This window comes from Caballeronia sp. LZ001, from assembly GCF_031450875.1.
Classification (GTDB): Bacteria; Pseudomonadota; Gammaproteobacteria; order Burkholderiales; family Burkholderiaceae; genus Caballeronia.
On record NZ_JARTVX010000002.1, the window covers coordinates 193,988 to 216,183 of the forward strand.

Annotated in this window: 20 protein-coding genes and 3 pseudogenes; 13 read left to right on the plus strand and 10 right to left on the minus strand. The window is 55.5% G+C overall.

All coding sequences use genetic code 11. The annotated features are described in order from the left end of the window. Positions 1 to 226 precede the first annotated feature (226 nt). The 4 genes from P9292_RS03365 (at position 227) to P9292_RS03380 (ending at position 4,514) form a co-directional block, all read left to right on the plus strand. On the plus strand, positions 227 to 1,729 hold the full coding sequence (locus P9292_RS03365; protein WP_244797676.1) for an APC family permease: 1,503 nt from the start codon (positions 227 to 229) through the stop codon (positions 1,727 to 1,729). Between the two features lie 49 nt (positions 1,730 to 1,778). Further along, the gene (locus P9292_RS03370; protein ID WP_244797675.1) at positions 1,779 to 2,966 is read left to right on the plus strand and encodes a porin; all 1,188 of its coding nucleotides are present in this window, start codon (positions 1,779 to 1,781) and stop codon (positions 2,964 to 2,966) included. 49 nt (positions 2,967 to 3,015) lie between these two features. Beyond that, positions 3,016 to 3,423 (plus strand): nuclear transport factor 2 family protein, encoded by a 408-nt coding sequence (locus tag P9292_RS03375; protein ID WP_244797674.1) that lies wholly within the window; start codon positions 3,016 to 3,018, stop codon positions 3,421 to 3,423. 359 nt (positions 3,424 to 3,782) lie between these two features. After that, positions 3,783 to 4,514: an SDR family oxidoreductase gene (locus P9292_RS03380; RefSeq protein ID WP_244797673.1), complete on the plus strand. Its 732-nt coding sequence runs from the start codon at positions 3,783 to 3,785 to the stop codon at positions 4,512 to 4,514. A 742-nt stretch (positions 4,515 to 5,256) separates the two neighbouring features. On the opposite strand, the gene P9292_RS03385 is transcribed toward P9292_RS03380, so the two are convergent. Beyond that, positions 5,257 to 6,018 carry a TetR/AcrR family transcriptional regulator gene (locus P9292_RS03385; protein WP_244797672.1) on the minus strand — a complete coding sequence of 254 codons (762 nt, stop codon included), beginning with the start codon at positions 6,016 to 6,018 and terminating at the stop codon, positions 5,257 to 5,259. Positions 6,019 to 6,178: 160 nt separating this feature from the next. Here P9292_RS03385 and P9292_RS03390 point away from each other — a divergent pair, with 160 nt between their 5' ends. After that, a complete protein-coding gene (locus P9292_RS03390) occupies positions 6,179 to 6,868 on the plus strand; it encodes a TetR/AcrR family transcriptional regulator (RefSeq protein ID WP_244797671.1) in 690 nt (229 codons plus the stop codon). A gap of 201 nt (positions 6,869 to 7,069) precedes the next feature. Here the strand turns inward: P9292_RS03390 and P9292_RS43095 are convergent, their stop codons facing one another. Continuing rightward, entirely contained in the window at positions 7,070 to 7,432 is a 363-nt protein-coding gene (locus P9292_RS43095) for an acyl-CoA thioesterase (RefSeq protein ID WP_409015121.1), read from the minus strand. 356 nt (positions 7,433 to 7,788) lie between these two features. On the opposite strand from P9292_RS43095, the gene P9292_RS03395 reads away from it, so the two are divergent. The 3 genes from P9292_RS03395 (at position 7,789) to P9292_RS03400 (ending at position 10,203) form a co-directional block, all read left to right on the plus strand. Beyond that, positions 7,789 to 9,105, plus strand: coding sequence for a cytosine permease (locus P9292_RS03395; protein WP_244797670.1), 1,317 nt, complete (start codon positions 7,789 to 7,791; stop codon positions 9,103 to 9,105). A gap of 265 nt (positions 9,106 to 9,370) precedes the next feature. Beyond that, positions 9,371 to 9,520: an IS66 family insertion sequence element accessory protein TnpB gene (gene tnpB, locus P9292_RS43100; protein WP_409015118.1), complete on the plus strand. Its 150-nt coding sequence runs from the start codon at positions 9,371 to 9,373 to the stop codon at positions 9,518 to 9,520. 506 nt (positions 9,521 to 10,026) lie between these two features. Continuing rightward, positions 10,027 to 10,203 (plus strand): hypothetical protein, encoded by a 177-nt coding sequence (locus P9292_RS03400; protein ID WP_309958034.1) that lies wholly within the window; start codon positions 10,027 to 10,029, stop codon positions 10,201 to 10,203. Between the two features lie 310 nt (positions 10,204 to 10,513). Here the strand turns inward: P9292_RS03400 and P9292_RS03405 are convergent, their stop codons facing one another. Further along, positions 10,514 to 11,560, minus strand: coding sequence for an IS110 family transposase (locus P9292_RS03405; protein WP_244797669.1), 1,047 nt, complete (start codon positions 11,558 to 11,560; stop codon positions 10,514 to 10,516). A 142-nt stretch (positions 11,561 to 11,702) separates the two neighbouring features. Here P9292_RS03405 and P9292_RS03410 point away from each other — a divergent pair, with 142 nt between their 5' ends. After that, on the plus strand, positions 11,703 to 12,011 hold the full coding sequence (locus P9292_RS03410; protein WP_244797668.1) for a hypothetical protein: 309 nt from the start codon (positions 11,703 to 11,705) through the stop codon (positions 12,009 to 12,011). Here P9292_RS03410 and P9292_RS03415 read toward each other — a convergent pair. The 5 genes and pseudogenes from P9292_RS03415 to P9292_RS03435 form a co-directional block, all read right to left on the minus strand. Continuing rightward, positions 12,000 to 12,248, minus strand: a pseudogene (locus P9292_RS03415) (transposase domain-containing protein); the annotation flags it as partial. The gene P9292_RS03410 and the pseudogene P9292_RS03415 sit on opposite strands and share 12 nt — an antisense overlap. Positions 12,249 to 12,336: 88 nt before the next feature. After that, on the minus strand, positions 12,337 to 13,332 hold the full coding sequence (locus P9292_RS03420; protein WP_244797667.1) for a tyrosine-type recombinase/integrase: 996 nt from the start codon (positions 13,330 to 13,332) through the stop codon (positions 12,337 to 12,339). Next, on the minus strand, positions 13,329 to 14,276 hold the full coding sequence (locus P9292_RS03425; protein ID WP_244797666.1) for a tyrosine-type recombinase/integrase: 948 nt from the start codon (positions 14,274 to 14,276) through the stop codon (positions 13,329 to 13,331). The genes P9292_RS03420 and P9292_RS03425 overlap by 4 nt, the downstream gene beginning before the upstream one ends. Continuing rightward, entirely contained in the window at positions 14,273 to 15,295 is a 1,023-nt protein-coding gene (locus tag P9292_RS03430; protein ID WP_244797665.1) for a site-specific integrase, read from the minus strand. Before P9292_RS03430 ends, P9292_RS03425 begins: the two co-directional genes overlap by 4 nt. Before the next feature lie 373 nt (positions 15,296 to 15,668). Continuing rightward, a pseudogene (locus P9292_RS03435) lies at positions 15,669 to 16,034 on the minus strand (transposase); the annotation flags it as partial. 7 nt (positions 16,035 to 16,041) lie between these two features. Here P9292_RS03435 and P9292_RS03440 point away from each other — a divergent pair. Continuing rightward, positions 16,042 to 16,464: pseudogene (locus P9292_RS03440) on the plus strand (transposase); the annotation flags it as partial. Between the two features lie 100 nt (positions 16,465 to 16,564). Here the strand turns inward: P9292_RS03440 and P9292_RS03445 are convergent. After that, positions 16,565 to 17,572, minus strand: coding sequence for a tyrosine-type recombinase/integrase (locus P9292_RS03445; RefSeq protein WP_244797664.1), 1,008 nt, complete (start codon positions 17,570 to 17,572; stop codon positions 16,565 to 16,567). Next, positions 17,565 to 17,717: a hypothetical protein gene (locus P9292_RS03450; protein WP_244797663.1), complete on the minus strand. Its 153-nt coding sequence runs from the start codon at positions 17,715 to 17,717 to the stop codon at positions 17,565 to 17,567. Before P9292_RS03450 ends, P9292_RS03445 begins: the two co-directional genes overlap by 8 nt. Positions 17,718 to 18,447: 730 nt before the next feature. Here P9292_RS03450 and istA point away from each other — a divergent pair. From istA to P9292_RS03465, 3 genes are all read left to right on the plus strand, one after another. Next, on the plus strand, positions 18,448 to 19,974 hold the full coding sequence (gene istA, locus P9292_RS03455) for an IS21 family transposase (RefSeq protein WP_244797695.1): 1,527 nt from the start codon (positions 18,448 to 18,450) through the stop codon (positions 19,972 to 19,974). Between the two features lie 2 nt (positions 19,975 to 19,976). Further along, positions 19,977 to 20,765 carry an IS21-like element helper ATPase IstB gene (istB, locus tag P9292_RS03460; RefSeq protein WP_244797622.1) on the plus strand — a complete coding sequence of 263 codons (789 nt, stop codon included), beginning with the start codon at positions 19,977 to 19,979 and terminating at the stop codon, positions 20,763 to 20,765. A 113-nt stretch (positions 20,766 to 20,878) separates the two neighbouring features. Beyond that, on the plus strand, positions 20,879 to 22,189 hold the full coding sequence (locus P9292_RS03465) for an IS256 family transposase (protein ID WP_244797661.1): 1,311 nt from the start codon (positions 20,879 to 20,881) through the stop codon (positions 22,187 to 22,189). The last annotated feature ends 7 nt before the right edge of the window (positions 22,190 to 22,196 follow it).

A 22,196-nucleotide genomic window follows, 5' to 3' on the forward strand; every position in this document is an offset into this window, starting at 1 on the left:
CTCTGCATGACGGTCTATGCCGCACCGACTCTTCCTCGAGAGTGTTGGGTCTTGCCTCAAAGAACGGCTTGCCCTTCGGCAAACAGTGGTCTCAGGGTATGTCCCAACCATAATTGATTTTTGACACAGCACGAAATTGCGCTAAGCTCATCGGTAAATGAACGTTCATTTCTAAGTCGTTAGCAGACAGTAATCAAGTAGCTTGTGAGCTTCCAGGGACATATGTATGCCTCAACACACTATCGTCAATAGCCCCGTGACCGAGCGAAGCGGCGCGGCTGCCGAAGAGTTGCACCCGTCGCGACGTTTGACCGGCCGCATAGGATTATTTGAACTCCTGTGTACCGTTCTCGCTTACTCGGCACCCGTGGCCGTAGTGTCCGGGTTCATCCCGTTTGTAATCTATTTTGATGGCAGCGGGGCGCCCGCGGTCTTCCTAATAGCAACGTTGATACTTTTGCCCTTCACCGTTGGATTTACCACCATGGCGAAATACGTCCCGAATCCCGGTGCGTTTTACGCCTTTATTACATCGGGCCTCGGGAGAACGGTAGGCTTGGGCGCTGCCTTCCTGGCAATGTTCGGCTACATGTTACTGGGGTTCACGACGTTGCCTTTCAACGCGGTGAACAGCAATATGCTGATAACGGGTACATTCGGCGGCCGTGAGATTGCTTGGTACTGGTATGGGCTTTTGTTTTGGCTGTTAAGCACAATTTTGTCATATTTTCGCATCGATCTATCAGCAAAGGTGCTGACCGTCGCAATGACGTTAGAAGTGGTTATTGTGGCGGTCTACGATGTCGCAGTAGGGTTCAATGGGGGGCCGGAAGGATTGAGTCTTGCCCCTTTCTCATTCCTCAACATCGGTAGCGGATCGCTCGGCATCGCCATACTCTTCGCAATCACCTGCTTTCTTGGTTTTGAGGCAACTGCGGTATTTCGGGATGAAGTGCGCAATCCTGATAAGACCGTTCCCTTAGCGGCTTATTCGGCTGTGCTGTTAATCGGAGGTTTCTACGCAATCTCTGCCTGGGCACTCGTGATCGGCTTTGGCGTTCATGGAGTTGGAGCCGCAGCAAATAAGGACGCTGCTGGTATGTTCGCGACATCGATGTCGCAATATGTCGGTAAGGTCGGGGTCGATTGCGCGCGCGTTCTTGTTGTAACGTCAATATTTGCATCAACTATCTCGACGCAAAGCGTCGTATCGAGATACGTCTTCAAGCTTGGTGCAGACGGCGTCCTGCCACGATTCTTAGGCGCGGTGCATCCCAAGCACAAGTCACCGTATGTCGCATCCTTTACGGTCAGTCTTGTTTGGTTAGTGCTAGGCGTTATCTTCACTTTAGCTAAGACAGACCCCACTATGCTGTATGCACGAGTGGCCGGTGTCGGCGCTTTTGTTGTACTCGTTTTGATGGCAATGACAAGTATCGCGGTTGTCGTGTTTTTTGGGCGCGCTAAACATATTCGTAATGTAAGTGTACTCAGGACCGTGATTCTCCCGATTCTCTCCGCTGTTAGTTTGACCGCTGTGTTGATATTGGCAATCAAAAATTTTGACACGTTGATTGGGGGATCTCCGCAGGAGGCAATTGAGCTGGAGATACTCACTGGGGCGATCTTTGTTGTCGGCGTTTGCACCGCCCTGTACTACAGGGCTCGGAAGCCAAGAGTTTATAGAATGATTGGAGCCGGAGAAGCTCCCGAGCACCAGGTGCTCTAACCATTACTCACTTTTCTAATTGTGCTGGCGCACAAAAATCGGGAGACATATGCACGAAGAACAACTTGAATCGGTCACCGAAGACCGAGTGCGACCCGTGGACTGGTTCAGGTGTACGGCATCGCTTGCACTTGTTGCATATCTGCTGAGCGGCCAGGATGCAAAAGCTCAAAGTAGCGTAACACTATACGGAGCTATCGACGCGGGACTGACATACATGCACAACGTGGCGGGCGAGAGCACGCGATTGAGCATGACGACAAGTAACCTTTCGTACAACATCTTCGGTTTCAAAGGAAATGAAGACCTTGGCGGAGGCGTGAAAGCCGTCTTCCAACTCGAGAGTTTCTTCAGCGTGGCCAACGGGGAACTGGTGAGACCGGACAAGATTTTCGGGGTGCAGTCATGGGTTGGTTTGACGACGCCAAGCTTCGGCACGGTGACAGTGGGGCGACAATTTGATCCGCTGACAGACTTAGTTCAACAGACGCAAGGCGACTATCGGCTCGGAGCAGTATTCACAACACCGGGAGATGTAGATAACGCCGACGACATTGCCTTGTTTAGCAATTCGGTAAAGTGGGCAAGCCCGACTTGGGGAGGGCTCAATGTGGAAGCCATGTACTCCTTCGGCGGGGTCGCTGGTTCAGTGTCTTCTGGGCAGGTGTACAGTGGAGCACTCGCCTACGTAGTCGGGAACCTCACTGCCGCAGCGGGCTATCTGCACATTGACAATGGCAATCCGAAATTCTCGACTCGCGGAGTTTCCAGCGCAGATTCTCTATTCAATGGTTCTGTCAATGCGGCATACGCATCGGCAAGGGCGATCGACATTGCTCGCGCAGGGCTCGCTTATGTTCTAGGAAGCGTCACCGTAGGCGGATACTATGGTTACGCGCGCTACTCGGTCGACGGCTATTCAACGTTTAGTTCTGCTGAACGTTACCAGACTGTATCAACGTTCGCCAATTGGCAGCCAAGTCCCGATCTCTCGCTGCAGGCCGGATATACATTCACCGCGTCAGGCGGTGACTCGTCCGCGCGCTATCACCAAGTTGCGGCCGGCGCCGACTATTTTTTTAGTAAAAGAACCGATGTGTACTGTCAGTTGGCGTATCAGAGAGCAAGCGGTGAAAACGGTCAGGGGCCAGCGCAGGCTGTGATCGGCTCATTAGTCGTTGATTCGGGAAAGAGCTCTCAAGGCTTAGTGACACTTGGACTTCGCCACAAATTCTAGTTAGTCAAAGACGTCAACGTGATGTATTTTTTAACGGGAGAAACGACACATGAGCAACGCAGCTGAAAACAGACAGTTGATTATGGACTACTTCGCCGCGTGGGAGCGGGGCGACGTCAAGGCCGGCGAAAGCTTTTGGGCGGATGATTTTGTTTCGTTTCAAGCCGGCCATAGCGCGCTTGCGGGAAAATATGATGGTCCACGCGATTTCGACAATCGTTGGATCCAGCCGCTGCTGAAAATGACTGATAATCGTTGGTACGTCTCGAACCAACCTGAGATTATTCTGTCCGGGGACGACGGCGTTGTTGTTATCGTCAAAGAATCGATGGAGCGCGAGGGTAAAGGACGGATAGATACCGAAAAACTCGTTGTTTATACTATCCGCGATAAGAAAATTAGGACGTGTCGTATGTATGACGGCGATCAAGGCGCTATCGATGATTTCTGGGCTTGATGGTTGGAAGGCCGTTCCTTCGGCTGCTATTCGCCCCGTCCTGCTGGAGTGTTTCTCGTCGGAAGCTAGACGCCGTTGCTTGACGCGATGAAGGCAACGGTCCCTAGATGCCGCTATGGGTGCTTGACATAGCGATGGGACTGACGAAACGGGGACGAAGGCATGTTTTAGGCACGAGTGGGGTCAGCGCTAAGGTATGGTACTCGTACATTGGAGCGCAAGGAAGATTGAAGGCAGTTGCAACGCAATCCTGATGCGCTGCGCAGAACTTGCTGTTGAGCTGGCGAGAATATTAGCCCTCTTTTCAGGTCCGTTGAAGCTTCGATGTACGAGTGTGGGTGTTTCTCAGGAGAACTCAGGTGACAGTAGGACGATTGGCAGGGAAGAGAGCAATCATCACGGGTGGCGCGAGCGGTATGGGTGCCTCTCAGGTTCATTGGTTCGCCCGCGAAGGCGCTGTCGTAGTGATCGCCGATGTTGACGCGGAGAGGGGCCAGGAACTGGCTCGGCAGTTCGACAACTGTGTGTGGTTCGAACGATTAAATGTAACCGACGAGACGAACTGGACACAGGTCGTAGAACACTCGGAGAACCTTTTAGGTGGCCCGATTGACATCCTTGTGAATAACGCGGGGATTCTGCGCGAAGCGAGTTTGGAAGAGACCACCTTGTCGGAATATCGATTGTGCACGGAGATTATGCAGACTGGGGTATTCCTCGGAATGCGTTCGGTGGCGCCCTCTATGCGGCGGGCCGGCGGTGGATCCATCATCAATGTTTCGTCGACGGCCGGTATTGTTGGTTACGCAGGAATCTTTGCCTATACAACTGCGAAATGGGCTGTACGAGGAATGACAAAGGCGGCCGCCCTTGATCTTGCGGAAGCTCGCATACGAGTGAATAGCATACATCCTGGTAATACGGACACGCCGATGATCGAGAACAAAGGATATTCGGTAGCGGACGTGCCGCTTCGCAGGAATGCATCAGTTGATGAAATATCGGCGCTGGTAACGTATTTGGCATCGGATGAGTCGCGTTATACCACCGGCGCTGAGCACGTGATCGATGGTGGTTTCTCCGTTCAGTAAGTCGAGTAACATCCATCCAGGGATCTTCGGGGATCTCACACACTGAAGGCTCTGGTATGAGTACACGAGCATGGCGGGTCGACCCGATCCGAATCGGTCAAACCCGCTAGACTGTTTTGGGGCGCTAGCATACGCACGTTGAGCCTCCAGGCTGAGCAAGAGGCGGTTGAGAAACCCAACAATTAATTTAATTCGCTACGGAGAGGAAGGCGACTTCAAGGCCGGCGGAAGCTTTTTGTCAAGAGATTCTTTTTCAATTCAAACCGGTCAATAGCGTTTTTGCAGGAAAAAACAGTTGTCTTTGCGATTTCGACAATCGTTGGACCTGAGCGCTCCTGAAAATGACTTAAATCATTAGGATCTATTGAATCAATCTGAGACGATTCAAGACGGTGACGACGGGGTTATTGTTACCGCCAAGGAATCGTTGGAGCGATAGGGTAGAGGACGGGGAACGACCGAACAATATATTTCTCATACTATCCGCGATATGAAAACCAAGACGTATCGTATGTATGACCGCGATCAGGGAGCCGTCGTTATGGTTTTTAGGCGTAACGTTCACAAGTCCGTTGATTGGCCAGCCATTCGCGCCTGTAGCGTACGGCCGCTTGCTCTCTACGCCATGTTGAACGTACGATAGGCCATACTCTGGCCCACCCGGGTACTCTCGCCCTACGAGCTCAATGCACTTAAATCTTCTCGTTGTTAACGAGACAAGCCGTAGAGCGCTGTCGAAAGACTATTCGACCGAGCACGGAAGGCGTACTAGGCGACAGGCCGCGTTGATACATTGATCGATAACGAGGTCTGGATCAGACCGTGTGCTGAACTCATAAGCTTCTCCTGCCCTGTCGATGATCTTGAAAACGTAATATGTCCGCAAATCAGACTCTAGCGTGTCATCCTGTCCGCAGCATTCGTCTAATAATTCACCGATTATCCTCCGATACTCACGCATTGCATTTCGCAGCCTCACATTGTCGTCAACGGGTAATTCCCGACTCATAAAATCAATATTCAGCAGTGCATCCGCAGTCTTCTCATCGTTGCGTTCGACGATACAAAATCGCGCGTGATTTCTAAGAATCTCGAGCAGTGCACCTTGAGCAGTGATCGCCTTTACTTCTCCCAATACAGCCCGATAAAATCGCGATAGTAAAAAATCCAAAGTATCAACCAACAATTCGTTTTTGGATTCGAAATGATTGTAAATTGCAGGTGCGCCTAACTTCACGGACTTTGCTATGTCGCGCATAGAGCATCCATGATAACCCCGAACACAAAACAGCCGGGCGGTTTCTCTGAGGATGCGTGTTCGCGTGGTGGGGTCGCCGAGGCGATAGTCCTGCTGCAGGCCGTCCAGTTGGATTCGTAACAGGTATCTGTTACGCGGAAACTTCTCGGCGCTTGGTAAAAGAAACTCGATTGGTTCTAACAAGGCTGCGTCCTCAGCGATGCGTGGCCGCAGAAAAGCACCTGCAGCGTGTACATGAATGTTCATTCACTCAACTTATAGACAGACGGCTGTTTAGTCAAGGAGTGTTTATGCCCGGTCCGGCCATGTTAGGGAGCTCTTCTGACAGCAGCACGGTTGGCGAGCACGGTTAGCTAATGAACGGTCATTTCTGTTAAGATGGTGTTTTAGCTCAGAGAAATACGTCGTGAAATCAAATATCGAGTCGCTTTCTCGCTCGAAAGAGCGTCCGGTCGATCCTGACTTCTTCTTGCGAAGAATCCACCTTGATAGTCTGGAGAACGCGGACTACTCGGTGCCTGATGGCACGCGGGGCCAGCTCATGGTTGAGGCGATCAAGGTCTTCGCGTCGTTGGGCTACGATGCTTGCTCGATGCGTGATCTGGCAAAGGCCGTACACGTTGGTGCGCCAGCGATCTACAATCATTTCGGCTCAAAAGTTGAGCTACTGATAGCTGCGACTGATCATGTTCTCAGCGTCTTCTTCAAGAGCGTGCTTGGGGACCTGGAGCAATCGTCGGCGAAAGATATCTTGTTCGAAATTTTGCGGCGCCATTGCTTATTTTGCACCACCCAAAGAACTTGGGATCGAGCAGCGGTCGCGTTGCTCAACGATGAGTTCATGAGTCGAACCCTGCCAGCAGACGTGAAGAAACGATTCGAGACGGCGGTGAGAGAGTACATCAAAATCATTGAGGAACTCATCGACGCTCAGGTAGGGAAGGACCCTCTAATCGACTCAGAAACGCGCGCTTTCATGGTTTATCAGATCGCTGATCATTCTGGTGAGCGTTTCGATCCAAAACGCGGTTCCTCGCCGGAAGAGGTTGCAAGGCAGTGTTGCGAATTAGCCCGTCGAGTAATCTGTGCTCCATGAGAGGACAGTTAGGCAATGTCTCGAATGCGAATTTTTCGTTTATGAAAAAATGTTAGGTTCGGCGACCCTTCACGCGGTCCCCGATAAGAGCGCCGGTCATCGGCCGCGCTGATTTTGCGCCACGGGTGCCTGCTCACCTTGCGCGTTGGGTTAGGCCCGAAGCACGATATCAACGCTGCTTCGCAAGCTAATTTGAGACGGCTATAGTAAGGCCCGCAGATCTTCCGAGATAGGAGAAGGCATTCCGGAGACGACGTCGATGTTGCACAGAATGGTGGAACCACTCGCGCAAACAGTCCGACCTTGCTTCAGGCTTTGGGCAACCGTGATCGATGTTCTACCAACTTTTGTTACTCGACTACTAACGCTTACGGCTTGGCCGAATTTCATTTCCGCTCGGTAATCAATTGTCAAATTGACCACGACCAGCTTTAGTTCCCTGATTTGATGGTGATCGAGTAGTGCAACCCGACCTTCCTCCATCCAAACAGGTATAACTGTGTGGCTGATATGACCGTTCTGGTCAGTCTCGCTGAAACGCGGTTTAATCAATACTTGCGTGATTTGGGAGACATTTTCTAACCTCCTGTTTTACGAAAATATTGCCGACTCGCGGCAGTGCCGGGCGATTAACCGTGGCGAACGAATCGTAGCTATTCAAGAAGAGCTCAAAGTTCCAGTCCGTCATCCATCTATATAGGTGTTTTCACGGATTGCCTTTTGCGGGCGGCGCCGGGCTATGGCGCGCAGGCTGCTCTGAATCCCTCCTTGACGGCGAATCCTCTTTTCGCACTTGACGTTGCGATCCGATATCTACACTATAGTAAATGAATGTTCATTCGCAAGCGAGTGATTCGTACGTTTCGGCACCGCACATTTATTTGGCATGGCTTTGATGCGCAGTTTTCTGGAGACTCAAGATGGCGAACTTTTCGGACGATGATTTTGCCGGGACATTGGTCCCAGAAAGCCAGCGAAGGTCATGGCAAAGTATTTTTGCCGCAACGCTCGGCGTGGGCACGGCGCTATTTTTTGCTCAGATTACGTCAATCATCACACGTCAGTCAGGTGTTGGCGTCGCGCTTTTGAGTGTCGTGTATGGGTTCGTCGTGTCGGCGTTTATCGGTGTGCTTATTTCACGCCTCTCTATTAAAAGTGGATGTGGCACGAATATTCTTGCTAAAGCCGCTCTGGGACATCGGGGTGCAGCTCTCTTTAGTATTCTTTATGGAACCGCTTGCCTAACGTACTTTGTGGCAGAAGCCGGCATCATCGGTGCATCGCTGCGGTCACTGTTACCTCAGATAAGTAATACCGTTCTGTTGCCTAGTGTTGTGCTTTGCATGTTGCCACTGGTGTGGGTCGGCATGAGGGCAATTAGCGCATTCCAGAAGTTCTCGATCATCATTTATGGCGGGCTGCTTACAGCTGCGATTTATGTAACTGTTGGAGGACACAGCGGCAGCCCGAGCGTTGGGATCTTCAGGGGGGATACTATCGTCGGCCTTGCGTCGGCAATTTCAATGATGAACGGAGTGGCGTTTGTCGTTGGTCTTTTAACCGCTGACTATGCTCGATTCATAAAGCGAGACCAGCTATCTGCGGGTACCATAGCCATTGGCATTGTATTCCCCGCGTTTTGCTATGGTGTTACTGGGATAGCCGGCATCTGGTTTGCCGCACAACTTGGCGAGTCGAATCCAGGCGTCTATTTTGTTCAGATACTCGGTAGCGTAGGCGGTATTGTATTCACATGTGCTACCCAGCTCCGAACGAACATTAGCAATATGTATTCTGGCACTTTAGCCTTTGTGAACGCATTTGAGAGAGCGCTAAATATCAGGATGAGTCGTCGCCTGGTAACCGTACTGTTTGCAGCAGTGGCATCTTTGATACTGGTATCAGACGCGACCGAGTTGTTGCAGAAAACGCTAGGAGTACTTGGCATCTTCACCGCAGCCTTTGTGTGCGTACTTCTCATCGAGTCGTATCTACCAAACACATCGAGATACCGTGCGGCAAGTCCGAATTTTGAAGGTATGATCGAGCCATGTCACTGGAGCAACCTGCTCTCGGTCATCGTCGCGACTGGTATCGGCATAGCGGTAGATCGTGGAGTGTTGGGACCGAGCCTCAGTGCGCTGGCGATTCCAACGACCATTGCGGCACCGCTGTTTTGGTACGTCGGAAGTTGTCTTCTGAAATCACCAGCGCGACGCACTGAATTATTAGATTAAGGAAGTGATCGTATGAATTGTCATCTGGCCATTATTAGCATCCTATGAGCCCCGGAGTTTGTTAAGTAAGTCAGCGTTTAGCGTTTAGCTTCGTGAGTTCAAAAAATCGTCGTCATCCACTTGCTTGAATCAACATGATGCTATCAACTATGAATATCAAAAATTTAGATGATAAGGGGCTATTCCCGGGAGCACTGCTACCTGAACGGGCACACGTTGCGTGCTAACAGTGAGAAAACGAGTGCCATAGTCCCTCGCACGCGTGGTGAAGGTTTTGGGGTCCGCACGGCCACACCCCGCATGTTTATTTGCCAATCAGCGCTCGACGCGCATGAAGGTCCTGGTCTGCGACGGATTTGGTGTCTGGCTTGCTGCGCGACGCTTGAAACAAGGGTCATTTCGTTTGGGCCAGTGATCATGGCGATGTCGCTGAGACACTAAATCTCGAGCAACTCCACGCACTTGTGATCGCGCTGCCCTGGCAGACGTTGGCGCATGTGTATTTCGGACGAAGGTGACCGGCCGTTTCGGGATCGTGACCGGCCGTTTCGGGAACGTGACCGAACGGCCCGGACGGCAGGACTGGCGTTGCGCATGACATCAACCACGCGAGCTATGCTCGCCGGCTTTTGCCGGAGAGAGCATGCCCGCGCACCGGGTGAACATGCGCAATATATGAACGCCTCCCTTTTCTAAAGGAGAAGTGCACGCTGTAAGCGTCCGACCAACGACGTATTGACCGAGGCTCCGCTTCGTCATAGACGTCTCTCCTGATCGCACTGCGGGTCGCCGGACTTGACGCGCTACGGCACCGTGTAAGATGACGCGTATTAGTCAAGCGCCGGGCTTGAATCACGGATATCGGGAATTGACGTGCCAACGTTATTGGAATGCCTCGGGTCGCTTCCAGGTGATCTGGTGATGCGTGATCTCGCGGCAGTGCGGAATGAAGTTGCTACGGTTGCGGAGCATTTGGCTCGACTGCACGGGGATGAAGATGGATACGAGGTCCGCAAGGAGTCACGCAATTACGGTCGCACCGAAATCATCGCGATTGGGTTGATCGACGGTCCGGCCATCTATCGCCAGGTCGGATAGCGATTTCGCTGCCGAAGCTGTAAGTAAATCAACGCGGTGCGTGCTCTACCCTTGGACCGCATATATGAACGCGTCCCGCTTGCGCCAGTTTTTGTGTGATTCGACCTGGACAGGATGGGTTGCAGTCGTATATCCGGGCTTGTTGCAGCCATAGACGCTGCGGCCCCCGATGAAATCCGCTGACTTGCACCTCATTGCTTACGCGAGCTCAAGGCTCGGCGGTCCACTCAGGTTTAGCAAGTCCCGGTCCGACCTGTCTTGTCATCTCACACTCGCCAACGCAACCTTTGGGTGTTTCCCGTGTTGAATGTTAGTTTTCGGAATGTGCGTAGCCGGCTTGGGCTGGTTTTGCACTCACGTAATCCTTCTTGTACGGTCGGTCATGGGCAAGCATCGCCCATATTGTTCGCGCCATTTTGTTGGCTAACGCTACGACTACCACATTCGACGGTCGCCGCGCCTGTATTTGGAGGATCCACGGACCGGGCTCCTTTGCATGGGTCAATACTGATCGCGCACCGTGGATCAGCAATTTGCGCAGATAGGCGTCGCCTCTCTTGCTTATCCCGTGAAGATTCACCTTGCCGCCTGATCCCGTCTGCTTTGGTACAAGTCCGACCCAAGCTGCAAATTCACGCCCAGAGGTGAACGCTTTCGGATCGCCAATCATTGCGACAGCCGCTGTTGCTGTCAGCAAGCCCACGCCTGGAATTTCACTGATCGCCTTCACGGCCCTGTCTTCCTTCTTCCATTCGCGCAATCGTCTTTCGATTCTCGCGATTTCTTCGTCCAGCTTTTCAATTCGCGCCCACTGCTCACGCAGTGAATCGATCAACACCTTCGGCAGTCGCTCCTCGATGCGAATGAACGCGTCGGCGATTGCCTTCGTCAGTGCAAGCCGGCCTTTTCCCATCGCTTCCCCGAACTCAGCTAGCATTCCCCGCAGACCGTTGATCTGCATCGTGCGGAACTTCACCAGTTGCTCCCGTTGCCGGTGCATCATCAGCACCGCCTGTTGCATTTCGGTTTTCACCGCTACGGCCTTGCATGGCTGCTGCACCGCAAGCCAGATCGCCTTCGCGTCGGCCGCGTCGCTTTTGTTGCGGATGTTGAACGCCTTTACAAACTGTGCCGGCATCAGCCTGACCTGATGACCCATCTGTAAAAGCTGCCGGGCCCAGTGATGAGCACTGCTGCACGCCTCCATCCCGATCAGACATGGCGCCCGGTTTGCAAAATGCCCAAGCAGCTGTGCCCGTTTGACAGCTTTGTTCACTACCTCGCCCGTTTCCGGGTCGACGTAATGCACCTGAAACACGCTTTTCGCAATGTCAATTCCAACTGGCGTAACATTCATTTTGGATCCTCCGGTTGCCGGGAAATGCGAGCATTTTCCACCTGGGCACATCGATGCCGTTGGCCCGTGAGGATCCACTATCCTCTGTTCCCACACTCACGGGTGGGACGCGTTCATATCATTGCTTACAAGACACGACATCATGCAAGACATTTTTGAACCCCGCCACGAACCTGCTCGTAGCATCTACCACGCGTTCCAGGCTGAAGCGACGAAACGCCAAGGTCGCAGCATCGACCAGTGGCAGGCTGCAGAATGCGATGCCGTGTTTCGCGAAGCAACGCACCAAGCGCAGAAGCTCGGCCTGCGTGTTCCAACAATGGATGAAGTCGTCAGTGCGGAACGCTATGCGGCTGGGTCGATAGACTACGGCGCGAAGTGGTCGTATTGCGTTGTGGAGGAAATGCGTAAGGCTGTTCGAACTCCTTCGCTCGAGCAATCAAGGGACTAACCTGATTTGATCGGCAACGACCCACGGCAACAACTCGGCAACGCGATTGACTGGATGCTCCGCAATTCGAGCGATGACATGGCGTAAATAGGCCTCCGGATCCAGGCCATTCAGTTTTGCGGTGCCAACCAGGGTGTAAACAGCGGCACCTCGCTCGCCGCCGCTATCGGAACCGAAGTGCAGGAAGTTCTTGCGCCCGAGGGCAATAGCGCGCAAGGCGCGTTCGGCCGCGTTATGCCGACTCCCCGTTTATGCCGCGTCATGAATCAACTTCCATAACGATTGGGCGGATCCCGGTTCCGGTTTGGTCGGATTGTCGGCATTATCAGAGAGCCTCCAGGAAGGCGAGCAACGGGTCTGGGGGTTTGTAGCGTGTTGGCGCGATGCCGCTCGCTGTTGCATGCGCGAGCGCGCGTTCCTTGAGTTGCATGTCGGCGTGCAAATAGATCTGAGTAGTCTCAGAGGATTCGTGCCCGAGCCAGAGCGCGATCACGGATAGGTCTACGCCGTGATGCAACAAGCTCATCGCCGCCGCGTGTCGAAGCGTGTGGGGCGTTACGGATTTTTTCTTCAGCGAGGGACACGAGAGACGCGCGATTTCGGCGTTGCGCGACACGAGTCGCTGAAGGGCATCGGCACTGAGATGTCCGCCGCGCGAACTGGGGAAGACCGGATCACCTGGTTCGCCTGGTTGATACAACAGCCATCCTTTCAGGACGGCAATGACGTCCTGTCGCAGCGGCGTGCATCTCATCTTTCTGCCTTTGCCAAGGCAACGAACGTGGGCGCCTGTGCCGAGCATCACATCCTGACGCCGGAGCGCAGTCAATTCGCTGTTGCGCAGACCCGTTTGAACCGCTACAAGAAGCAGTGTTCGATCGCGGTTACCGATCCATGTTCGTACGTCAGGCGCCTCTACCAGAGCGGCGGCCTCGCTCTCAGTAAGAAACTCAACAGGGCCGTGTTCGCAGCGTTTAGATGGAATTGCAAGAATGCGCTGACACTGCAGAAACAACGCTGGTTCGCTGACCGCGACGAACCGGAAGAATGCATGCACCGCTGCAAGCCGCGTATTACGTGTCCGCACCGAATTGCCTCTGCCATGTTCGAGGTGCTGTAGGAATTTCTCGATCAACGACACGTCGAAGTCTTCGATTCGCAGCTTTGACGGCGCGCGCCCGATATGCTTCGTGGCGAACGCTAGCAGCAGCCGGAACGTGTCACGGTAACTTGCAACCGTATTCGAACTCAGACCATGCTGCTCGAGCAGGCGTTGGGTAAAGAACCTTTGAACGAGGGAGGGAAGACTGGCCGCGCTCACGGCCGTTCTCCCGGACAATTCTTGTTGAGATAGCCTGCAGCGAGTTCAAGCAACTCAGGAACCGCTTCGATGTACCAGTACGTAAGACCGATGTTGACATGCCCGAGGTAGGTGGCGAGTTTCGGCAATTCCCGACTGACGTCCAGACCGGCGCGATACCACTCGACCAGCCTCCCAGTCGCGAAGCTATGCCGGAAGTCCTGGAGGCGCGGGCCGTAACCATCGCGCCCATCCTCCGTCGCCAGTCGCAGACCAATGGCGCGCGACATTCTGACGAACATGCTTCGCGCACTGCAGGCCTTCAGTCTGTTGCCGCGCTCACTGATCAGAAACGCCTCGCTCAATCGTAAAGGACAGAGTTGATCGCGTTTCTGGGCATAATGTTCGAGTGCCGCCCGGGTCGACTCTGCTACAGGAACAAAGCGCGACTTGCCGAACTTCGATTCCCGGATGGAGAGTATCCCGCTAACGAGGTCAACGTCAGACCGGTCGAGTCGAAGCGCTTCGCCTGGCCTGAGGCCCGTAGCTGCAAGCAGACCTATGAGCGTCGAATAGGTCAGTGCTCGCATGCCGGTCCGGGAGCGCAGTTGGGCGGCCTGAGTCATAAGCAAGGCAATCTCACGCTCAGTGTAAATATGCGGAGCATTGCGACGTCTGCGGACGCTCAGGAGTCCTGCTGGTGGGACTTGGTTTCGACTGTCAATGACGTTCATCCATCTGGCGAATCCTCTTACCTGCGAAAGGCGCCGTCCCCAAGTGCCACGTTCGACATTTACGGACGCGGTCGACCAGCGCAGAGCCAGATCGGTGGTGATGAACTCGGCGCCTTCGCTTTCCAGAAGATCAACGAAATGACCGAGTGCCAAGGCGGGTTCATAGAATGACGCCCCGAGAACACGGCGGGCCGCCACGTACCGCGCGAGAGAGTCGCGGATCGCAGTCATATTGCACCTCCAGCCGTGGGCCACGAGCGCGCGACCTTGCGCAGGTCCTCAAACGCGACCTTTGCATAGATCGCGGTACTGTCCGGTGAGCGGTGCCGCAAGACCTCGGCTATTTCTGCCATCGAGGCCCCGTGGCAAATCATTGTCGTCGCCAGACCGTGACGGAACAGATGTGCGGCGCCCCGGCACGCGGGGCGGAAACCGGCACGTGCGAAGGCCTGACAAACAATCTTGCCAATCGCCGCCGGCCCCGCCAAACCAACCCGAGGTGCCAATCTGCGAAGGAAGACGCGCCGCGATGCACTCGCTCCACGACCATCGCGAAGATATGTTGCGATTGCCTCTCCGACCTCCGATGGCAGCGGGACGTGCTCGACCACCTTCCCCTTGCCATGAACGACGAGCTCCCCCGAACGCCAGTGAATGTCGTCGAGCTCGATTGCGACGATTTCTCCGGCACGTAAGCCGAGTCGCGCCAACAAAAGCAGCATTGCATAGTCCCGACGCCCAGTCGGAGTCGAGCGGTCTGCAGATGCAATGAGCGCTTCTTGCTGCTCAGGCGTGAGGAACGTCGGCACAGTCGACTGTCGCCACTTACGAACCGAGGGCACCGACTCATACAGGTCTCGGGCCGTTTCCCCACGCAGAAAGAGGAAATGGCAGAACGAGCGAAGCGCAGCTGCCATCAGCCGCGTGTACTCTGCCGATCGACCTTTGCTGCGCGCAAGAAGATGATTCCGGATCGTTACCGCGTCAAATGCATCGGGCAATTTGCTTCCGTCGCGGGCCGCGTGGCTGTCGAGAAAGTCGCGAATGAAAGGCCCATAGACAAGCAGCGAGTTCTTCGCTAGTCCGCAATCCTGCCTTAGATAATCCAGGTATCGCCAATGGATGTTCTTAATCTCCGACTGGCCACTTAACGTCGGCGGGCACAGAATGGCTTCGGCGCGCAGGTAGGCGAGAAACTGCCGTAAAGTGGGACGCGCACGCTGGACACGGTCTTGTGATGCGTCGATCATGCGCCTCATAAAGCGAGCCGTGACAGACTCATCGAGACTAATCAGGTCGATGCTCCTGTTCCTCATCCACCCAGAGAATGTACACAGGACACTCCGTTTCTTGCGAAGCGTTACCTCGGAATAGTGTGCCGCGCGTAGACGGTCAAGAAATGCATCAATGTGACGGGCCGGCAGCCCGCCGGATTCGCTGACTCTGCGTGTCACCTTCATTTGATCTCTCCTGGCCAGCAAGATAGCCAGCCTGAGAAATCATACGGTTATGCCGACACAGCAATCACGAACGACCCTATCCACCGTCGCGCGCATGCATGACGCGGCATAATCGGGGAGTCGGCATAACCCGTGTCATGCCGCTAGCGGCATGACACGGGTTGTTGTCGATTTCAACACGACCATCATCGACATACAGCTCGAGCGCCGCCCATTGATTCAGCGCGTAGTTGATGGCTTTTGCGGTATCTCCTTTTTGCGACACCGTGCTCAATGTCGAGCGCAGCCAAGTCTCGAACGAATCTAGCAGCGGACGTGCTTGCTCCTGCCTGACACGTTTACGTTCGTCGGGTGGCTTGCCGCGAATCGCAGCCTCGATTGCATACAGTTCGCCGATCCGTCGCAACGCTTCGGTATTGACCTCGTTCTTGCGTGCGACGAACAGATCATGGAATTTGCGGCGTGCGTGTGCCATGCATCCCGCCTCGCGCACGTCACCGACTTCGTAGATCGCGTTATAACCGCCGAAATGTTATGCGCAACATTTCGGCGGCTTCGATGAGTTGTATGCGGGCGGCAAGATCCGTGAGGCGGCTTGCTGGGATCACGCGAGACGGTATATATACGACGTTCATGTGCGCACGCCAACTGAGTCGACAAGGTATGTACTCGAACTGATCGGCGAACTCTATGGCATTGAGGTGCATATCCGGGGCAAGCCCGCAGCCGAACGGTTGTGCGTGCGACAGCACACGAGCCTCGCGGTGCTGGCGACCATCAAGTCATGGATGACCGACAAGATCGCGACTTTGTCGGCGAAATCCGAGCTGGCCAAGGCAATCCGCTACTCGCTCAATCAATGGGACGCGCTCGTTCTGTACTGCGAAGACGGTCGCGTCGAGATCAGCAACGCCCTCGCCGAAAACGCTCTGCGCTGCGTAAGTCTGGGGAGGAATAATGCGCAGCCAGAAATTATGTTGAGTCCGTCACTGTCGAATAGTGCCATGCGAGTCGCCGAAGCGATCCGCAAGGATTCGCGGTTCGGCGAGCTACGCATAATTACAACGACTCCAGGAACTGAAGGATGCGGTCCGGTGGTCGATATCGACGATTCTTTACTTGCGGCGGTTGAATCCTGTTCAACGCTCGCTCCTTCATTGTCAGATCAGCTTCCATATAGCCATGTGTTGTCGATGGGCTTTCGTGTCCCAGCCATAAGGCGATGACCGACAGGTCGACCCCTAATTGAAGTAGATGCATGGCTGTCGCGTGTCTAACCAGGTGCGGAGAAACACGTCGCTTGGCGAGTTGCGGACATTGGTCCTTCGCGCGCGTTACGGCAATTCTCATCCGATCGGCGACATTGGAGCGTGTCATCGCGTTTCCCGATCGATTTGGAAAGAGCCTCTGACTTGATGCATCCTGGATCTGCGGCAACCACCCCTTGAGGAGCTTTGCTGTGGATCGCCATAAAGGCACCGTTCGTTCCTTGCGTCCTTTGCCAAGAATATGAACGAAGGGTGATGTACCCAGAACGACATCACTGACGCGTAGTGCCAGGATCTCCGAGACGCGCGCCCCCGTGTTATACATCGTTGCCAGCAGAACCGTGTCGCGTTGACCCGCCCAAGTGTCCGGGTCAGGCGCCGTCAACAGTTGCTGAATCTCTTCGCGTGACAGGAATCCGACCATAGGTTTGTCGCAACGCTTCATCGGCACGGAGAGTGCACGCTGTATAACGGCCAACGACGCGACGTCACGGTGTGCTGCGTACTTCAGGAACGAGCGCAACGCTGCGAGTCGAACGTTGCGGGTCCGCGTGCTGTTGCGCCGCTCAACTTCGAGGTGTCGCAGAAACGCGAGGATCAGAGGTGCATCCATGTCCGACAGCGTCAAATCAGTTGGACACCTCCCGAGGCGATCCGATGCGAACTGAAGAAACAGACGAAACGAATCGCGATAGCTCGATATCGTCTCCGGGCTCACCGCGCGTTGATGCATCAACCGTTCGACGAAGAAGTCCTGCAGGAGAGTCGCAAAGGAAGGAGCCACGCAGGTTTTAGTCATGACGTACCCCCTCAGCAAAGCGCGCAAATTTCTGGCTCACGATTTCCATGAGATCGGGAACCGCAGTCAAATACCAGTAGGTATCGCTCGGCTTCACGTGCCCCAGATATGTCGACAGCGCAATCATCCGGTTGTCGACGTTCACGCCGTCCCGATACCACTTGAGAATGCACCGGCACACAAACGTATGGCGAAGATCATGGATTCGGGGCAACGCGTGGTCACCCCGAGATGGGCAGCGACAATTGTTTTGGCCGACCGGCCGTGCCGCTTGACGCTGTCTACCGAGAAGTCCACCCGAGTTGCTCGCGAAGCCGACCGAACACCCAATGCACCGTTCGGGCCTGCAACTTCCTGCCATCAAGATTCACAAAGAACGAAACGCACGGCTCTGCGGCGACGACCAGCGCACGTAAGCGTGCCCTCGGCAAGATTCACGTCGTCTCGAGAGAGATTGATGGCTTCCGAGATACGCAAGCCGGTTGCGGCAATCAATCCAAACAGCGCTTCATATGTAAGCGGTCTGATCGAACCGACGGGTAACATTGCCACCGACGCCGTGAGGAGTGGCAATGTCCCGGGCGTAGTTGAAGGTTGAAGGCGGCGGTTCCCCGTTGGAAATCCGAGAGAATCGGGTTTCGACGACCAACTTCCCGGATGTGAACTTTCGCCGTTAAGGAGCCAAACCGTTTTCGGCATAAAGGCGCCAGGGAGTTTTCGGCGTTTAGGCGCCGCAAGTTTTTCGGCATATAGGCGCCAGTAGATTTTCGCCGTAAAGGCGCCACTGGCGTCTGAGTCGGGCGCTCGAACTCCGCCAACCGCTACCCTCCCGGCACGCATTTGCTCCGGAGGGTGGCTTGAAGAGGAAGTTCGAGATGTACCAATATCGACAGGTTCTGGTGCGAATGCGCCAGGGTGACTCCGACCGGGATATCGACCGATCGAAGATCATGGGCCGTAAGAAGCTGGCAGCCGTGCGGGAGATCGCAACCGAGCGCGGGTGGCTTTCTCCGAACAACGCTCTGCCGGATGACGCGCAGCTTGCTACAGCGTTCAGCCACAAGGAGTTCCTGCCCGCGAGCTGTATCTCGTCGGCCGAACCGTGGCGCGAACAGATTGCCCAGTGGCACGACGCGGGCGTCCCCGGCACGACGATTCACAGCGCGCTGGTGCGCAACCACGGCTACGCGGGAAGCTACTCATCCGTCTACAGGCTACTTCAGCAATTGAAGGCGGAGCTCACGCCGGATGTTCCGATGCGGCTTGAGTTCAAACCTGCAGAAGCCGCGCAAGTTGATTTCGGCGCAGGTCCGACCATCATCGATGCACACACCGGCGAGGTCCACAAGACGTGGTTCTTCGTGATGACGTTGTGCTGGTCGCGGCATCAATACGTTGAGTTTGTCCGCGATCAGAGCGTCGACACATGGTTGCTATGTCACCGTCACGCCTTCGAATGGTTCAACGGCGTAGTGGGGCGCGTCATCATCGATAACCCCAAGTGTGCCATCGTCAAGGCCTGTATCTACGAACCCGAAGTCCAGCGGGCCTATGCGCAATGCGCCGAAGGGTATTCGTTCAAGATCGATCCGTGTCCGCCGAGGGACCCGGCTAAAAAAGGAATTGTCGAGTCGGGCGTCAAATACGTGAAGTCGAGCTTCCTTCCTCTTCGCGAATTCCGTGACCTTGACGACGCCAACCGGCAAGCACGAGCCTGGGTGATGCACGAGGCCAGCACCCGGACGCATGGCACGACGCGCGAAGTGCCGCTCAAGCGTTTCGAGGATGTCGAACAGGCGCTGTTGCAGCCGCTTCCCGATGTGCCGCCCGAGCTGGCAACCTGGGCGCGCGTGAAGGTCCATCGCGACGCCCATGTGCAATTCGAGCGCGCCTACTATTCTGTGCCGTTCCGGCTTGCCAGTAAAGATCTGTGGCTCAAGGCGACCGCCAACATGGTGCAGCTCTACTACGAGCACGAACTGTCGGCATCGCATGTCCGCCAGACTACGCCGGGAACGCGTATCACCGTGGCCGATCACATGCCGCCAGCAGCACAGGCCTGGCAAATGCACGACACTCAATGGTGCCTGAGAGAAGCACAACGTATCGGGCCATCATGCCACGCGCTTGTTCACGCGCTCTTCGGCGATCAGGTTCTCATCAAGCTGCGCGCCGTCCAGGGCGTGCTGCGCTTCGCTCAGCAGTTCGGCGCATCGCGCCTGGAGGCGGCCTGCCGTCGCGCGAATCACTTCGGCACGCCGAGCTACAAAGCCGTCAAGCTGATCTTGCAGAAAGGCCTCGATCAGACCTGGCTGTCGATTGAACCTGTTGAATCAGGCGCGACCACCTACACCCACGGCGGCCGCTTCTGCCGCGATACTCAGACTCTCCTGATCCATTGAACATGAATCCAATTCCCGAACTCACGTCTTCTCTTAAGCAATTGCGACTGTCCGGCATCCTCGACACGCTCGAAGCACGCAACCGTGAAGCCATCGACCGTAAGCTCGCCTATACCGATTTCCTGACGTTGCTTATCCAGGACGAGATCGCACGGCGCGATCACCGAAAGCTCGACGCCCGCATGCGCCGCGCGAACTTCCGTGGACAGAAGACACTGGAAGGTTTCGACTTCGACCGTCTACCCAATCTTAATCGCGCCGTCGTCCATGATCTCGCGACCTGTCGCTTTATCGATGAGAAGGTCAGCGTGCTAATCGCCGGTCCTTGCGGAACGGGCAAAAGCCATCTGGCGCAGGCACTGGGCCACTCCGCTGCCCGGCAAGGTCACGATGTCCTGTTCGTGACTCAGACCCGGCTTCTCAGCACGCTACGCAACGCGCAAGCCGTGGGCTCCTTTGAACGGCGATTCCAGGCGCTTGCCAAGGTGCCGTTGCTCATCATTGACGACTTTGGACTGAAACCCATGCGCACGCCCGAAGACGAAGACTTCCACGATCTGATTGCCGAGAGGTACGAGCGTACATCGACTGTCTTAACGAGTAATTTGGATTTTACGGAATGGGGTGACGCATTCGCGACCAACAAAATGCTCGGCGCCGCAACGCTTGATCGCCTGCGACACGCGGCATACCGCGTCGTGCTCGACGGCGAGAGCTACCGTGTTCCACGCCCGATGCCCGAGAGCAACAAATCAACACTTGCGAAAGGAGGTAAAAACAAGGATTCTTGATCCCCGTTCGAGCCCCGAATCAGGCGCCTTTCGCTGGCGCCATTACGCCGAAAACACCCGGCTCCTTTACGGCGAAAAGCAACAACGGACAGGGAACCAAGGAGAACCGCCAAATGAAGCGTACCAAGAAGAAGCCCCAAAGCGCCAGCGCGCCGTTGCACGTGGTGCCCAAGCAGGACCCGGAAGGACTGCGTGCCTGTTTTGCCGAGAACAGTCAGCTCCTGTTGCCCATGCTCGATCTGATTCAGAACACCCGCGCGAGCATCGACGAGTTGATGCACGAAGCCGGCCGTAGCCTTGTCGAGCAACTGCTGGTGATCTCGGCGACGGAAGTCGCCGGCGAGAAGCATCCGGGCCGCAGAGGCGGCGAGATCCGCTGGCACGGCTCGCAGCAAGGCCAGATTGTGATGGACGAACGCAAGTTGAACGTGAAGCGGCCGCGCCTTCGGCGTCGTGGCGGCGGCGAAGTGCCGGTCCCCGCCTACGAGCAATTGAACGCGAATCCGCGGCTCGCCGAGCGCGTGCACGAGATCATGGTCACGGGCGTGTCGACGCGCAAATATGCCAAGGTCCTGCCCGAGATGGCCGGCACCGTTGGCATCTCCAAGAGCAGCGTCTCCCGCGAGTTCATCAAGGCCAGCCAGACGGCGCTCACGGAGCTGATGGGGCGGCGCTTCGATGACAAGGACTTCCTGGCGATCTACCTGGACGGCATCATCGTCGACTCACGTCACATCATCGCCGCTATCGGCGTGGACAGCCCCGGCGAGAAACACCTCCTGGGTCTCGCGAGCGGGTCGAGTGAGAACGCCCAGGTCGTCAAGGATCTGTTGCGCGGACTGATCGAGCGCGGCCTGCCTGCGGATCGCGAATACCTGTTCGTGATCGATGGTTCCAGAGCGCTGCGCTCGGCCATCGAGGAGTTCTTCGGCGAACGCGCCCACGTGCAGCGCTGCCGTCTGCACAAGCAGCGCAACGTCCTCGAGCGCCTGCCCAAGGAGAGCGTTTCGCAAACCGCCGCGATCATGAAGGCCGCCTACAAGTTGTCGACCGACGATGGCATCGCCAAGCTCAAGACGCACGCGGCGTGGCTCAAGGCCGACCATCCGGACGCCTCGGCCGCACTGCTCGAGGGGCTGGAGGAAACCTTCACGGTGAACAAGCTGGGCCTGACGCCGGCGCTGATGCGCGGGCTGTCGACGACCAACATCATCGAGAATCCCAACGGCGCGGTGCGCCGTGTCGCGGGGCGCGTGAAGCGCTATCGCGACGCCGACACGGCGTTGCGCTGGACAGCCGCGGGCTTCCTAGAAGCTGAGAAGCACTTCCGAAAGATCCTCGGCGTGAATGAACTCTGGATTCTCGCTGCGGCCTTGAAACGGTCAAGCTCGAAATCAATTGACCATGATCGGAAGGTTGCCTAACCTATGC